The organism is Arthrobacter sp. B6 (assembly GCF_001663775.1).
Classification (GTDB): domain Bacteria; phylum Actinomycetota; class Actinomycetes; order Actinomycetales; family Micrococcaceae; genus Arthrobacter.
Genome location: NZ_KV467168.1, coordinates 558,153 through 573,801, shown reverse-complemented (window position 1 = coordinate 573,801; position 15,649 = coordinate 558,153). Strand labels below are relative to the sequence as shown.

Here is a 15,649-nt window from a genome sequence, read left to right as displayed (position 1 = left end):
GACATGACCTAGCGTGAGCTGTCCTCACGCTGATGACCTTGGATGCCAGAGGTGTGAAGCGTTGATGCGGTGAAGGCTCGTCGCAGACGAGGAGCGGCAGACATAGCTGCGCACTGCTTTGGCTTGTGGGCACTGTTACTTGTTGCCCATGGGTTCGAAGCGGTTTGTAGTCGTCGGAGCGGCAGACGGGGCGATGCGTGAGAATGGGTGGATACGGGATTGCCCGCTTGCTGCAAGCCCCCGAATCCGCTCACCGCAGTCCCAACTGATCCTGTTCGTGATGCGCCGGGACTGTGTGGCGGGAGAACCGGTCCCGACAAGCTGACGAAGCCGGCTTACTAACAGCCCACGGTGTCCGGTCTGGGTCTATGAGTTCCCCTAGTCACCGTCAACAAACGAGGGATCGTACTCTACTGTGACAGTTTGCGTCTGGCTGCCTGACGTCAGGTTGGGGTGTACTTGATTGGGCGTCGGAGCAGCGCAATCTGCCATTTTCTGCTGCCGACCGATAATTGGCCTTACGGCAATAACGTCAACCGCCGTTTCCTACCCTTAATGGAGATGTCTAGCAGCCGTTTCCTACCGGCCATCGTTCGTTGGCGACGCACAAGCGTCGATTTGTGTCTGAACGATTGCGCCGTAGTGTGCGACTAGTTCGTCAAAAGTCCAGGCGCCAAACAGGTCCAGGGTTGGACGCTTTCGCCGAATCCAATCATGAGGGCAGTCACGGTCGCGGCGAAGCGGCGATCGGCCGAGCCGTCGCCGATGAGGTGTGCAATGGCGGCGAGGTAGCGTTCACAGGTGTCTGCGCGGGCAGCCTCAGGGTTCGGGGAGTCGAGTACCGCGAACGGAATGTTGGCCCAGGGCTCCTGTATGCCGCGTTCGCGGCGGATGAGCACCCGGAACACCAAGGCTCCTCCGAGCTCTGACGTAGGGACGTTCAGTTCGGCGAGCAGCGACTCGTCCGGTTGCACCGCGGCAAAGAGTTTTTCCTTTGAAACAAACAGTTTCATGACCAAGGCTGCCGAAACGCCCGCCTCTGCGGCGATATCACGGACTGTGACGGCACGGTATTCGCGTTCCCCAAAAGGCCGGGATGCTGCACGGAGGATCGTGTCGTGGCTCGGGCCGCTCATGCTCCCACCGGCTCTCCAGAGCTTTGTTCCATAGCTGGCGCGGTGAAGTCCAGGGTGACCGAACGGTTGTCCACCGCGAGCTTCTGCGCCATCGCGTGTTCCGTCCGCGGATGGAGCATGGTCATTACGTAGCGGCCCGCAGGGGGCAGCGGAAAGGCATAGGTGCCCTCTTCGTCTGTCCGCGTCGTGGCAACATAGCCACCGCCGGCCTCTAGCAGGGTAATCGCCGCTCCGGCAATCGCGTGACCACCCGTGCTGGCTGTGCCAGTGATCATCAGCCGGTTCCGAAGCTGGAAGTTATGCTCCAAGGTCCGGCCGTCGAATTCGAAGACCTCCGCCATCGGCGTCCAACCGGCCGTGTTGGCCACCATGAGGTACTTCCCAGCGACAGGCAGGGCCACGGAATAGTTTCCCTCCGCATCCACGCGGCTCCAGTCCACCGGCTCGCCTCCAATGTGCAGGACCGTAACTACGGCGGGGGTAAGGGGCCTCCTGTCGGGGGCCAGGACACGTCCTCGGACCACGAGCTCACCTGCAGTGACATCGGGGGCGGGTGGCCGCGTGACCGCAGCAGAGTGCGGGATGAAGACCGCGGCCAGCATGGAAGCGGCCGAGGCAAGGGCGGCCATCCAGAACACGTCTTTGAACGCATCGAAGGCAGGGAAGCGCTCAGCCCCGACCGTCATCGTGACAGCGGTGAGAACGGCGGCAACCGCAGCGCTCGAGGTTGAGGTACCGATCGACCGGACCAGGCTGTTCAGCCCGTTCGCGGAGGCAGTTTCGGTGATGGGCACCGCACCCATGATCAGGGTCGGCATGGAGGCGTAGGCGGTAGCCGTGCCCACACTCACCACCGTTGAACCGATGATCACCAAAGCGATGGAATCGTAGAAAAAGACACGGCCCACATAGCCCACAATCAGGACAACTGCCCCGGCCATCAGCGCAGTCTTCCCGCCGAAGACCCGGATGATCCGCCCCGAAATGGGCGCGAACAACACCATCGCAAGCCCGGACGGGACCATGCACAGGCCGGCGCTGATTACGCTCAACCCGAAACCGTACCCGGTCGAGGCCGGCAGCTGCAGCTGCTGCGTGGTGAGGAGCATGTTGGCGAACATGGCGAAGCCGATGAGCAACGACGCCACGTTGGTCATCAGCACCGGCCGGCGCACCGAGGTCCGCAGATCCACCATCGGCTGGCTGACCCTGAGTTCATAGGGCACCCAGACGGAAAGCAGTATCGCCGCAGCCAGGAACAGCAGGAGGACCGGCTCCGAGCCCCAGCCCCAGGAACCGCCCTTTGATATGGCCAACAACAACGCGGCCAACGCCGCGGACAACACCAACGCACCCCCAAAGTCGAAGCGGCCAGGCGTACGGACCCTGGACTCAGGGACCACCAGTGCCACAGCTAAAAGCAACAAGGTGCCGGCGGCAGCGGCCACCCAGAAGATCGACGCCCACCCCAGACCCTCATAAAGGACCCCAGTAAGAGGCAGGCCCATGGCGCTGCCGATTCCCAGGGTTGCGCTCATTAACGCGACGGCCGTACCCATCTTCTCCTTAGGCAGCTCATCGCGCATGACGCTGATGCCCACCGGAATCAGGGCCGTGGCGAAACCTTGGAGGGTCCGCCCGATGACCAGCCACACAAACGAACCGCCCACGGCCGCCACCACCGACCCTGCCACCATGATGGCCAGGCACACCACCATCATCTTGCGTTTGCCGTACATATCAGCGCTGCGCGAGACAATCGGGGTTGCTACGGCGCTGGCGAGCAGGGTCGATGTCACCAGCCAGGAAGCATCGTCAGCACTTACGCCAAGGATTCCGGGGAAATCCGGAAGGAGCGGAATCACCGAAGTTTGCATCAGCGCAACGACGGTGCCACTGAGGGCCAGGACCGCGGTGATGGCGGAGGAGGACGGGTGTCTGGGTGTCAAGGCGCTGGAGCGCGGCATCGGTCGCTTTCGGCTGGGCGGGGTTTGATTGCACGGCGGCGAAGTGCTTTCCTACGGTGAGCAGGGTAAGCCCGGCGCTGTTGTTAGTCCCTTTCGCGTCCAGCTTGTTCTACCAGTTCTGTCAGCCAGGGCCGCTGATTGCGGTGAAAAACTATGCCGTCGGGCAGGTCCTGCACGGTAGGTTCGGAATCGGTGATGTCGATGGTGATGCGGCCGCCGCCCAGGGGAGCGTTGGTGATGTGCAAGCGCCATAGGATTCGGGGAGCACGGGGTCCATCCAAAGGCCGCCCAAGGAAATATGAGTGTCCTAGCGCGTCAAACTCGTCACCAGCTGGACCGGTGTGGTCGCTGCCCATGCTTGCGCGCACATGCCGTTGGGTAAGGGACGGGCGCGGCGGTCTCGTCCCGGCTGAAGCCGCAGAACAGCTCCGGCAGCCGGCCATCGGTATATTCGGCCGCGTCCAGCAGCGCCATTGCGATGCGCTGCGCCTCCTCCACAAAGCCGTAGCGCAACAGGCCCGCGGCGATGATTGCGTTGTCATGAGGCCAGACCCCATCCGGAGGCGGTTCAGGTACTCCTCCTGGACCGAATCGCGATCGTCACTGGCCTTCCATAGCGTTCGGAATCCAGAGCACGATATCGGGGTACAGGATCAAAAGCAGGATCGTCAGGAGAATCGACGGGAAGAACATAAGGATTGAGTTAAATACGTCGCCAAGCGTGATCTTCTCACCGCTGAGCGTGCGTTCATTTTTCACCATGGAATGAATGATGAAGGATAGTAGCCCTACGGGGGGGGATAGAACTGCGATCTCTCCCAGGATGACCACGAAGATCCCAAACCAGATCAGGGGGATGTCTAGTGCAATCAGGGTAGGCAGAAGGAGGGGGACGGTAAGAAGAAGAATTGCGAGCGAGTCCATTGCCGTGCCCATGATCAGATAAATCACTGTAAGCACCAATAGGAACTCAATTGGTCCCAGACCGAGTTCAATAACCCACGTTGAGAAAGCCCTGCCCAGCCCTGTCACGGCGACGAGTTGAGATAGTACGTATGAACCGATCAGCAGAAGGAACATCGCACCGCATGTTGAAACCGTTCCGGCAGCAGCATTGTAAATCCGCTGGAGTGGCTTGTCCCCGCGTCGAAAAACAAAGCAGACGATGATAGAGGCCAGCGCCGCAAATGCCCCAGACTCTGTCGCCGTGAATATGCCCGTATAGATTCCGAAAACTGTGACGAAAAGGATCACTGGTAGCGGCCAGGTGCCACCAAGAGAGCGAAAACGCGCCCCCCATCCTTCCCCGGCAGCCTTTTTCGCGCCGACCGTGTCCTTACCGACCATCTTTGGGAACAGTGATGTCACCACAATGATGGTGATGATCATGACGGCTGTGATGAGCACCCCTGGGAGGATTCCGGCCATGAGCTGCGGGCCAATTGGCACCTCCGCGATGCCCGCGTAAATCATCAGCAGGATGCTCGGTGGAATGAGCTGCCCTGGAAGGCTTGACACCGCCACTGCGCCAACGGCCAGATGCTTGCTATACCCGGCTTTGAGCATCTCCGGAATAGCGACCTTTCCGATCGCGTACGTTGTCGCCACAGTCGAGCCGCTCACGGCTGCAAGTCCGGCCCCGGCGACGTTTGTTCCCACGGCGAGTCCGCCCGGAAGCCAACCCAGCCAATGGCGGGCAGCCAAGAATATTCTGGTCGTTAGCCCCGATTCGGCGAAGAGTGCACCCATCAGTACGAACAGCGGGATGACGGTGAGGCTCCACTGCGCGACGGACCCGTAGGGAATAGTTCGCATCGCGTTCTCGACCGCGAGAGAGCCATTGAGTGCGTAGAGGCCCAGGAATCCCGGGACTGCCAGGGCAAAGAAGACGGGGACCTTCAAGAACATTAATACGATCATGAGGGCAATAGCTGCCACTCCGACCGCTTCCCGAGTGTCCGCGACGAACACGATAATTACGGGGGCGATCACCAGGGAGGCTGATATGCCGCGGACAAACCACGCGGGGAATCGTTTGGCCGGCGCCTTCCCGATACTCGGTGTTACCGCCTCCGCGACTAGCGGATTCGGGGGAATGCTTTTTTGCAGGTCAAACACTTTCGAGTTCCTTCCGGCTGAAAGAAGTGGTGCTTGCGATGTCCCGGAAGGCTTCTCTGCCCCACAGGAAGGCGAGGCTTGCGAAGACGGCAGTCATGATTGCTAATACGGGCCAAACCTGGATGTCTGTGAAGCCAGCTTTTAATCCAATGGAATACGCACGCTGAGTTTGCAAGACGCTGAAGTATGTGAGCAGGAGGCAGGTTGTGGCGCTCAGTGCGTTGCCGAAGACTCGGTATTCGCGTTGCTGGCCTGGCTGCAACTTTTCGTACAAGAGCGTGGCCTCGATGTGTTCATTTCTGAACTGCGCTACTAGGGCCCCAACAAAAACTATCAACGGAAGGTACCAAAACTGAGCCCACTCTGTAGTGGCTGGAAGAGGAGTGCTGAAGAGGTGCCGAGCCCCCACACTTAAGATCGTTTGAGTCATGAGTACCAGGAGAGCGAGAACGCCAACCATGGTGAGAACGGCACCGAAAGTTCCGGCGAATCTAGATTTCTGAGAACTTTTTCCGGCGCTAGACGGCTTGGCTTGTCCATGCACTGTGGTCATCCTTGACCCTTTCAGCGTGTTTTATTTATCGATAGCTACATGCATCGCGGCGTTGAACCGGGACTCTACTAGCTGGTGACGCACTTGTCCACGGTCGAAGATCAGATGATCTAGCGCTTGATATACAGCGGCGGTCATGCTTCCATAGCGGGAAGCGAGAGATCAATCGAAAGGAATCACGTGCCTAAAAACTTGATCAAACAATCTGCCGCACTCACGGGCTTTGTGCTCCTGGGGCTTGCCTTCACCGGATGCTCAACGGATTCAGGTCTCGGAGCAGCGGCGGCGGGAACCGGCGAAGGAGTTGCTGCGGGCGCGTCCGCGGCGGTGTGGCAAGAGGCCTTGGCCGATATGGACCCTGTCAAGCTGATTTTTCAATCGAATGCGGCGTCGGAGCTCTCGCCGCTGGGCGAAGCTGAAGTCAACTTCAAAGCATTGGTTGAGGAGTACTCCGGCGGAAATATTGAGATCGAGATCGCTTGGAATCATTCGATAGCTCCTCCCCTGGACGTTGATGAAGCTCTCCTGGACGGGAGAATTGACATGTCCCGCCTCCTCACGGGGAGCCAGCCGCAGGATTTTCCGGTGAGCAACGAGATGCCCACAACCACATTAGTCCGAGATTCTCGGCCCGCCGTTGGAGAAATGGCACTAAAGGGTTCATTGATCGAAACGGCTTGGGGTACTCCTGAACTGATCGCTGAATTGGAAGGTCAGGGCCTGACTGTTATCGTCCCGGCGCTGTCTGGTGGAGGCTCGCCAGTGGTGGCCTGCAATTCTCCTCGCGAAGATCTGAGAGGTGCCCAGGTGCGGGTTGCGGGCACGCACATGCACCGCCAGATTGAGGCCTTGGGAGGAGTCCCAGTTTCTATGAGCTTTGCCGATGTGTATGAAGGCCTGCAGCGCGGCGTCATAGACTGCACATCTGGAGGCATCGCGACTGTTGCCGAATTCTCTTGGCTTGAGCAGGCACCGAACGTGATTATCCCCGCGGGTGAAACTGCGTTCGTAGGCGGTAATGCCCCCATTCTTGCCGGGCCCTCGTTCAGTAGGTTGCCCCTCGCCGCTCAGCAGCTCCTTTTCGACATGACTTATAAGACTTTTGTCCCAGCCTCCCTCGACAATGAACTTAGCTGGTTGAGCTACTCGCTCGGGAAGGGCACCTTCACCGAGCTGTCGAAGGATGAGTCGGACAAGCTCTCTAACGCGAATCAAGAACTGATCCGCGACTTCTACGGCTCAAATCTCGTCGATGGGACGTCTTTCGAGAAACGCATTAACGACGCAAAGGCCGACTGGGTAGCGCTTCTGGAAGACACCGACGCCGCAAAGGTCGGCCTGAAGGACTTCCATGCCTGGTACGAGGGCGAGCCTGACCTGAGCGCATTCGTTGACCATGTGACAAAGACCGTGCAGGGCTACCGTCCGGGCGCATAGTTATCAGAGGGCGGATGGCTAAATGAATCGAATGATACGCGTCGGTGGCGGTGGAGCCGTCCCGCTGAGTGCAGCATGGTTGTGCACGTGCGGCCTCTGGATACTTCTGGAGAAGGGGCCTGCCCCGGCTTTTGTTGACTCGGGGTTTCTTAGGCCGCTGTGAGCGCAGTCCAGTTGATTGTTTTAGATTCAATAGGCGTGAGTTTTCCCAGCAGCCATCCATCGCCGCCGTTGGTAGGTCCTTTCGATCCAAGTCGTGATGGCGAGGCGCAGTTCCTGCCAGGTGAGCCACCGCCTGCGCGCAAGGATATTTTCTGCAGCAGATTTCAGTGTGACATGCAATTTCATATATGAAACAGGCGGGCATGGCCCTAGTGCAAGACGAGTCATGAGTCTTCGCCTGGCAAAGGCGAAGACATCGTGAACAAATGCGGACCGTATCTGCTGCAACTCCGGCCTCCAGGTCCCTGCGATTGCCCTGACTTCTGCCAAAGGGACAACGAGGGACAAGTCGCACAACGTGTAGCCGTGCAAGAACTCGAATCAGTGTAAATAGGAGTTATTTCGTGTCAAAAAGAAGCATTGCGCAAGATTCGCCTGCAGCACTGGATGCTGTTGTCGTGGGTGCCGGTATAACAGGCATCTATCAGCTCCATCGCCTGAAGGAGATGGGCCTCTCGGTAGCCTTATACGAGGACGGAGCCGGCGTGGGGGGCACCTGGTTCTGGAATCGTTATCCCGGAGCGCGTTTCGACTCTGAAAGCTATAGCTACGGCTACTTTTTCGACGAGCAGTTGCTGCAGGAGTGGGACTGGAAAGAACTTTTCGCAAGTCAGCCGGAAATCGAGCAGTATCTGAACTATGTGGTTGACCGGCAAAGCCTGCGGCCGCTGATTCACTCGAACACTCGTGTCGTAGGGGCGTTTTTTGATGAAGACACAGCTTTGTGGACGGTGACGCTGGGCACGGGCGAGAGCGTCCTCACAAAGTACCTAGTGTCTGCCGTAGGGATTTTGTCCGCTCCCTTCACCCCCGATATCCCCAATCACGAGCTGTTCCGCGGGGAAATGCACCATACAGGTCGATGGCCGCAAACACCTGTTTCCTTCAAGGGGAAAAAGGTTGCTGTCATTGGCACCGGAGCCAGCGGCGTCCAGATCGTCCCCGTTATCGCTGGTGAAGTTGAAACCCTGACCGTTTTCCAGCGCACACCCAACTGGGCCACCCCGCTGAACAACCGGCCTATCAGTGCCGAGGAGATGGCGGAGATCAAGGCGACGTATCCCGCTATCTACGAAAAGGTGTCGCAGAATAAGAGCGGCCTTCCGCACGACGCCGACCCCCGGAGCGCCTTCGATGTCACCGAGGAAGAGCGTCTGGAGAAGTACGAGGCGCTTTGGAACTCCCCCGGATTGCGAAAAATTACCGAAAACTTCAGGGACACCGAACTGGATTCCAAAGCTAACACCATGTTCACCGAGTTCCTCGAAAAGAAAATCCGGTCCTTGGTAAACGACCCTTCCGTAGCTGAGCGGCTGATCCCAAAGGACCATGGGTTCGGGGGGAAACGACCTCCTTTTGAGGCTGGCTACTTCGAGGCTTTCAACCGTGAGAATGTCTCTTTGGTCGATATGCGTGCTGATCCAATCGTGACCTTCACTGAGCAAGGGCTCAATACAGTGAAAGGTCACCATGAGTTCGACATCATCGTCCTCGCCACCGGATTCGACGCTGGTACTGGTGCCCTGCTTAGGATGAACATCCATGGCCGCGAGGGGCTGTCCCTTGCGGATGCCTGGAAGGACGGCCCACGCACCCTCCTCGGGGTGATGGTACCTGGCTTCCCAAATCTGCTCATTGCCGGCGGCCCGCACGGGACCCGCGGCAACGTCCCTCGATCGAGCGAAATGCATGTCGATTGGATCTCCGACCTAATCAATTTCACCGAGCAGAAGGGAAGCAAGTGGATTGAACCCACTCCCGAGGCGGCTGATGCCTACACCGCTCACGTCTACGAAACCGCTGGAGGCGGAAAACACGGCAGTACTCAAGCCTCCGCTTGGTACAACGGCGGCAATATTCCAGGGAAGGCGAACCACTTCCTTTTGAGTCCGGACCCCCACCCTGAGTACAGGCGCAGGGCGCGCGAAGTCGCAGACGACGGCTACAGAGGCGTCACCTTCGCATGAGCTCATCGGGAAGCGCTAACCCCACCCAGGACCTCGATCACGATCTGACGATCTCCTACCGAATGAAGCAGAACGCGCCCCGCGTGACCGGCTCCGTGTCATGAAGAGAAGGCCCTCATCCTTAATTGCCGATGGCGAAGGTGCGCGCTGTTGAGACCGGGAGTCGGTTGACTTCTTCAAGATCAACCTTCTTCATGCAGCGGCATGAGGCTTGTGGGCGAACTATTGTGTACCAGGGCAACGGGAAAGCAACATTGACATAGCGTTCGCTAACGAATATGTTTGGCTAGGATAAACGTTCCAGCAGGGTGTTCGCGCGGTCTGGGGATCCTAGCCTCGCGGACGATTAGCGCGAGGAGTGAGATCCGAGCCGCGAAAAAATCCGACGGTCCCGTACACCTGACAGGGGCTTCTGCTGCGATGTCTCGAGTTTCGCGCCAGTGCGGGCCCGGCAGTCGCCGGCTATCAGCCCGCCTGCTGAGGTAAGACTCTGACGTGGAGGAAATTGACTGCCCCGTCTGAGGAGGTCATTGCAGGTCCGGGTGTAGCTCGACCGCACGTCGAGTTGCCAAGAATGCAAAGGAGATTGACCAAGTGGTCGCAGTTCAAGGTATGTGCGCTACAAAGTTCGAGGCTGTTCGTGAAGCGTTCGAAAAAAACTTTGAGAAGGGCTTGGAGGTCGGCGCCTCGGTGGCCGTCGCCGTAGAGGGTGAACTCGTCGTCGATCTGTGGGCGGGAGTGGCAGACGAGGAGCAAGGACGCCCCTGGGAACGCGACACGATAACGAACACTTGGTCGACGACCAAGACGATGGCGGTACTCTCTGCACTCTTGCTGGTCGACCGAGGTGCCCTGGAGCTCGATGCGCCGGTCGCTCGCTACTGGCCGGAATTCGCAGCAGCGGGTAAAGACGGTGTCCTAGTTCGACATGTCCTGAGTCACACCTCGGGGCTTGCGGGCTGGGAGAAAGCCCTGCGACCTACTGATTTCGGTGACTTTGAAAAGATGACCTCCCTCTTGGCAGCGCAGGCCCCATGGTGGACCCCGGGAGATGGTTCGGGTTACCACGGCTTCACGCACGGATTCCTGATCGGAGAGCTTGTTCGTCGCGTTACAGGTCAGACCCTTCCGGACTTCTTTCGCAGAGAGTTGGCCGAGCCGCTGGGAGCCGACTTCCAGATTGTAGTTTCCGAGGCGGACTACAGTCGGATCAGCCCCAACATCGCCCCGCCCCCGCGCGTCGAGGCGCACTACGGCTTCGATGACGAAAACAGCATCGCGGTGCGTGCTCTCAAGAACCCAGGAATCGGCGGCGACGATGCCAACACCGATTGGTGGCGTCGGGCTGAGGTAGGCGCCGCAGGCGGGCACGGCAACGCCCGATCGGTCGCGCTGGTGCAGCGGGTATTGTCGAGTGCTGGGGAGATAGGCGGGCGTCGTTTCCTCTCCCGCAAGACATGTGAGGCCGTTCTCTCGCTGCAGGCCGACAACGTTGATCGTGTCACAGGTAGGCACATCAAGTGGGGTGTCGGGTTTGCGCTGAGATCCCCCGGACTTCCCCTTCCGGTAAACGACTCAACGTACTACTGGGGCGGGTGGGGTGGTTCATTCGTCACGAATGACCTCAGTTCCAACATGACGGTGGCCTATGTCATGAACAGGATGCAAAACGTAACAGTTGGGGATGAGCGCGGGGTTGCCTTGTTCAAGGCCGCTGAGCAATCCCTCGCTGGAACCGTCTGAGCCTCATGCCGTCTGTCCCGGTTTTACAGATCCCATCAATTGTCTCTCAGCGCAAGACTCATCCGAATACGTTGCGTTTTTGACTATTGTTTTTATCCTGCTGGCCGATGCAGCCAGTCGTAATTTCAGGTTTCACACGTTAGCTCGACGTGACGTCCAGCCGCCACGTCCAAAGGAGATTGCCCCAGTGGTCCAAGTTCAAGGCTATTTGCGGTACGAAAGCGACATCGGCAACGTCCCGCCCACTAACGAAACGGCGGCGACACCCATAACAACGCGAGGCCGTCACCGTAATGGATTTAGGGGGGCTTGATGCGGGCACTGCGATATCACACCCTCGGTGAACCACCTCGCATCATGAATGTTGATGTCCCAGTACCCGGACCTGGGCAGGTGCTGCTTCGAGTGACTGCTGCGGGGGTTTGTCACTCCGACGAATGGCTCATGAGCAGGTCACGCGAAGACTACACGTACGGCGCGCTCCCGCTTACGCTAGGGCACGAGGCTGCGGGCGAGGTAGTTGCGGTGGGAAGTGGCGTCACCGGCATCGACTTAGGCGAGGCTGTCTTGGTTTACGGCCCCTGGGGGTGCGGTAGGTGCCCGTCCTGCGCCGCCGGCAGTGAGAACTACTGCCGACAGCTTGGCGGACCTAGGCCACCGGGAATCATGGTCGATGGAGCGATGGCGGAGTATTTGCTCGTTCCGGCCGCCCGTCATCTGGTTCCACTAGGGGACCTTGATCCGGTCGCTGCCGTTGCGCTGACGGATGCGGGGCTGACTTCGTACCACGCGATCATCACTTCGATGCCGCGTCTGCTTCCCGGTTCCACTGCGCTGGTAATCGGTATCGGGGGACTAGGGCACATGGCAGTCCAAATCCTACGGGCTCTGGCTGGTGAGACGACCGTAATCGCCGTCGATGCGCGCGAGGACAAGCTCGACCTCGCGCGGGAAGTAGGTGCCCATCACACCCTTCTCGCGGGGCCATCAACGGCCGACCGTGTCCGCGACCTCACTGCGGGAGCGGGTGTCAACCTCGTTCTAGACATGGTCTGCGCGCAGTCGACAGTTGATCTCGCTCGACGCAGTGTTGCGATCGGGGGTGACATCGCAATGATCGGGACGGGTTCTGGGATCCTCGGAGTAGGAGTCGGTCAGATGGCATTCCAGGCCTCAGTGCGTAGGCCGTTTTGGGGGTCGTTGCCAGATCTATGGGAGGTCGTAGCGTTGGCGCGTAACGGAAGAATTCACACGGAGTTCGAGGCGCATCCCCTCGAATCCGGGCCGGAGGTCTACGAACGTCTAAAGGCGGGCGAAGTGCGCGGCAGGGCGGTGTTGGTTCCCGGCCGCCCGTCCTAGGATCGGGCTTGCCAATTGGTTCGACCGCCGGAGACGTGATATTTCCTGGGAGTCGAGTGCGGGAGAGACCTGGTTCCCTTCATGCACGTGCTCCTTATGATCAGCTGATGAACTGGAAATGGCAATTCTGAGTGCCTGCCGGGATCGTTGGAAGCAGCCGAGTTCGGGCACTCGATGGCGGCACGGTCACACGGTAGTCGTCCATTCACTGTAAGCAGGGGAGATCCACCGCACTATTCGACCCCTGCGGCAACTACCGTCCGCGGACGGCCAAGAGTAGACGGAGCCGGCAGCGGACCGGGAAGATCACCATTGCGACACCTTCGTTGTACCAGCCTTGGATGCCGCTCCACACGCGTAGAAGGAGCCGCGCGGTGAGTGGGACGTCAGCTGCCACGACAGTCCTCAATCACGCCGACTTCCAAAAGCTCCACCAGCGTTTCCTGAACCGTCATTCGCTTGGCAACATACCTCCCAGGAAATCGGATCTTCTGAAGCGAAGCTCGTCATAGAGTCGAGCTAGCTCGTGCCGGGCTGGACCAGGACAGGCGAGGATTTGGCTCTTAGCCGATTCTCGCCGCTGCACTTACCGGAGCTCAAAGAGCACGGATAGCAGGAACAACAGCGCCGAGGATCGCGGTGCGCGTTGGCCTCCGCGACACCTCTGCGAGCGTACAGCTTCCCGGCCTTCCACTGGTGGGCGAAGGGCCGGACGCCCATTCAGGCAGTTGTCGTTTATCACTTTTGAAACATCCTGCGTAGCAAGCGTCACACTGGTTGCTGAGCCACGCTTCCCGCTGGGATCGTTCGTTTCACAAAACGTGAGAGCCCCCTTCCGTTGCCGCTGCAGAGAACCACGCCCCTAAGAGGAGGGCTCAACTGAGGCAACTAATTGGTCTACTCGGGTTTCACAAGACAAGGCAGGAAGTTGACTTATTTCATAGCGCTCGATAGCCTTCAGTCGCTACGTCGTAGTGTGTCTCACCACACACCCGGCAGGCCTCCCTGTTGCTAGCAGGGCTGAGGGACGTTGGAAATCAATTGGAGATCACATGAGAACGATCGATCGTGAGGCTGTCGGGGCGGGCATTTCGGACCTGGAGATGTTGTGGCAACCCATCATGATCGGCGGGCTGGAGATTAAGAACCGGGTGCTGTTGCCGGCTCATGGAACGTCTTACACCCGCGACAGTGGCGGGGGCCTCATTTCAGAAAGATATGCACGGTACCTCGAGCGCAGGGCGGAAGGCGGAGCCGGACTTCTTGTGACCATGGCGGCCGCGGTAGATCCGCGATCGGCGGGGCCCTCAGGGATTCACCTCTTCGATGAGCGTAATATCCCGCTTGCTCGTGACCTTACGCGGCGTGTTCAGAAACATGGCGCGAGGATTTTTACTCAGCTCTACCACGGCGGTTACCACGCTGATAACTCCATTGACCTCAACTGGAGCACCCCTGTGTCCGCATCGGCGCTCGTGTCGCCGACTCTTGGTCGGACAGCCCACGCTCTGACCGAGGCGGAGATCGCCGAGATCGTCGAACTCTACGGGCGTGCAGCAGCCAACGCGAAAAGCGGGGGATTCGATGGAGTAGAGCTCAGTGCCGGCCACGGATACCTCGTTTGCCAGTTCTTGTCCCCGTTGACCAATCGGCGTGAGGATCGGTACGGGGGCTCAGTGGAAAACCGCGCTCGGTTTGCTATCGAAATCGCACAGTCCGTCAGACGGCATGCTGGTCGTGACTTTGCCCTGGGTATCCGTCTGTCATATGACGAATATCTGGGGGAGGCCGGCCTCACTCCCGATGTCTCTGATGAGCTCCTGCGGGAAATCAGTGGGAGCGAGCTCTTCGATTACGTCAGTGTGAGTGGCGGTAACTACCACACGATGCACCATATGATTCCGCCGTCCTCGAGTGGGCTCGTGGCCAACCGGATTGACAATTCCGCGCGCGCGAAGGCGATCGTCGGAGACTCAATCCCAGTGCTGGTCGCCGGCGCAATCCGTACTGTTGAGGTGGCAGCAGCGGTGCTGGCCAGCGGCTCTGCAGACATGGTCGCCATGGCGCGGGCTCATATCGCTGACCCCGATCTGGTCAAAAAAGCACAGGAGGGCCGTGCGGCTGAAATCAGACACTGCATTGGATCCAACACGTGCTGGAAGCGTGCGTCGACCGATAAGTACCTCGCTTGTTCGGTCAATCCCCACGTGGGCCGTGAAGGCGAGTGGCCTGATGGGCAGGCGGCTTCCTCACGTTTCGTTGTAATCGTCGGCGGGGGACCGGCTGGCTTGAAAGCAGCGGTTATCGCGGCTGAGCGAGGCCACAGAGTAACCCTGCTGGAACGACAGGGAGAGCTCGGCGGGCAATTCCGCCACATGCGTGTACTGCCAGGGCGCGCACAATGGGCGACCCTGACAGATGACCTGACGGCTGCCGCGTACCGACTCGGGGTCGACGTGCGGCTGGGCGTAGATGCCACTCCAGAGCTTATTTCGGACCTGAAACCAGATCACGTCATCGTCGCAACCGGTGCCCGTTTTGATCATTCCGGCTATTCAAGCCTTCTGCCATTCCAGCTCTCCGGCATTGGCGGCGCATCCGACAATACCGTTCTGGATCCGATATCAGTGCTGGAAAACCCTGCACTCGTCGGGAAGCGCGTCGTGGTGATGGAAGACAGAGGCGACTACACAGCGCTTGGAATCGCCACCCTCCTAGCAGAACGCGGCCACCAGGTGGAGTTGGTCACACCACGAAGTCACATCGGAGCCAATCTCTACGCATCAGTGGAGGCACCTTGGGTGGTCTCGCGCGCCGCACAAGCCGGTGTTCGTGTTACAGCGTCGTCCTACCTATCAGAAGTCTCCCCCGGATCGGTCACCATCAACTCCGTCTACGGCGGTGAAAGCCGGAAAGCCGAAGTCGATTCCGTCGTACTGGCCCTGATGCGGCAACAAAACGATGAACTGACCCGGGCACTCGCCCAAACCGGCATCCCCACCCAAGCCATCGGCGACTGCGACGCTCCCGGCGACGTTGACGAGGCCGTATTCGCTGCAGAAAAAGCAGCGCGCCTCATCAAATGACTCACCCTGCCGACACGAACCAAACAACTGGACCAGCCTCCTGCCCGTATTCATGTGTAGG

9 protein-coding genes and 2 pseudogenes are annotated in these 15,649 nt (G+C 59.3%); 5 read left to right on the top strand and 6 right to left on the bottom strand.

Annotation, left to right across the window (positions count from 1 at the left end; translation table 11 throughout):
* Nucleotides 1-650 precede the first annotated feature (650 nt).
* The 5 genes and pseudogenes from AU175_RS02385 to AU175_RS02370 form a co-directional block, all read right to left on the bottom strand.
* Nucleotides 651-1,136 carry a TetR/AcrR family transcriptional regulator gene (locus AU175_RS02385; protein ID WP_231938441.1) on the bottom strand — a complete coding sequence of 162 codons (486 nt, stop codon included), beginning with the start codon at nucleotides 1,134-1,136 and terminating at the stop codon, nucleotides 651-653.
* Nucleotides 1,133-3,085: an MFS transporter gene (locus AU175_RS02380; RefSeq protein WP_231938440.1), complete on the bottom strand. Its 1,953-nt coding sequence runs from the start codon at nucleotides 3,083-3,085 to the stop codon at nucleotides 1,133-1,135. Before AU175_RS02380 ends, AU175_RS02385 begins: the two co-directional genes overlap by 4 nt.
* A gap of 101 nt (nucleotides 3,086-3,186) precedes the next feature.
* Nucleotides 3,187-3,655, bottom strand: a pseudogene (locus AU175_RS21155) (glycogen debranching N-terminal domain-containing protein); the annotation flags it as partial.
* A gap of 48 nt (nucleotides 3,656-3,703) precedes the next feature.
* Nucleotides 3,704-5,221 carry a TRAP transporter large permease gene (locus AU175_RS02375; RefSeq protein ID WP_082978979.1) on the bottom strand — a complete coding sequence of 506 codons (1,518 nt, stop codon included), beginning with the start codon at nucleotides 5,219-5,221 and terminating at the stop codon, nucleotides 3,704-3,706.
* Nucleotides 5,214-5,774 carry a TRAP transporter small permease gene (locus AU175_RS02370; protein ID WP_082978978.1) on the bottom strand — a complete coding sequence of 187 codons (561 nt, stop codon included), beginning with the start codon at nucleotides 5,772-5,774 and terminating at the stop codon, nucleotides 5,214-5,216. The genes AU175_RS02375 and AU175_RS02370 overlap by 8 nt, the downstream gene beginning before the upstream one ends.
* Nucleotides 5,775-5,954: 180 nt before the next feature.
* Here AU175_RS02370 and AU175_RS02365 point away from each other — a divergent pair, with 180 nt between their 5' ends.
* A complete protein-coding gene (locus AU175_RS02365) occupies nucleotides 5,955-7,211 on the top strand; it encodes a TRAP transporter substrate-binding protein (protein WP_066285524.1) in 1,257 nt (418 codons plus the stop codon).
* A gap of 149 nt (nucleotides 7,212-7,360) precedes the next feature.
* On the opposite strand, the pseudogene AU175_RS21150 reads toward AU175_RS02365, so the two are convergent.
* Nucleotides 7,361-7,523 (bottom strand): annotated as a pseudogene (locus AU175_RS21150) (IS3 family transposase); the annotation flags it as partial.
* 254 nt (nucleotides 7,524-7,777) lie between these two features.
* Between AU175_RS21150 and AU175_RS02360 the strand changes: the two are divergent.
* The 4 genes from AU175_RS02360 (at nucleotide 7,778) to AU175_RS02345 (ending at nucleotide 15,588) form a co-directional block, all read left to right on the top strand.
* Nucleotides 7,778-9,400: a flavin-containing monooxygenase gene (locus tag AU175_RS02360; RefSeq protein WP_066285523.1), complete on the top strand. Its 1,623-nt coding sequence runs from the start codon at nucleotides 7,778-7,780 to the stop codon at nucleotides 9,398-9,400.
* A gap of 594 nt (nucleotides 9,401-9,994) precedes the next feature.
* Nucleotides 9,995-11,143 (top strand): serine hydrolase domain-containing protein, encoded by a 1,149-nt coding sequence (locus AU175_RS02355; protein ID WP_197497021.1) that lies wholly within the window; start codon nucleotides 9,995-9,997, stop codon nucleotides 11,141-11,143.
* Between the two features lie 312 nt (nucleotides 11,144-11,455).
* Entirely contained in the window at nucleotides 11,456-12,502 is a 1,047-nt protein-coding gene (locus tag AU175_RS02350) for an NAD(P)-dependent alcohol dehydrogenase (RefSeq protein ID WP_066285520.1), read from the top strand.
* 1,052 nt (nucleotides 12,503-13,554) lie between these two features.
* Nucleotides 13,555-15,588: an oxidoreductase gene (locus AU175_RS02345; RefSeq protein ID WP_066285436.1), complete on the top strand. Its 2,034-nt coding sequence runs from the start codon at nucleotides 13,555-13,557 to the stop codon at nucleotides 15,586-15,588.
* Nucleotides 15,589-15,649 lie beyond the last annotated feature (61 nt).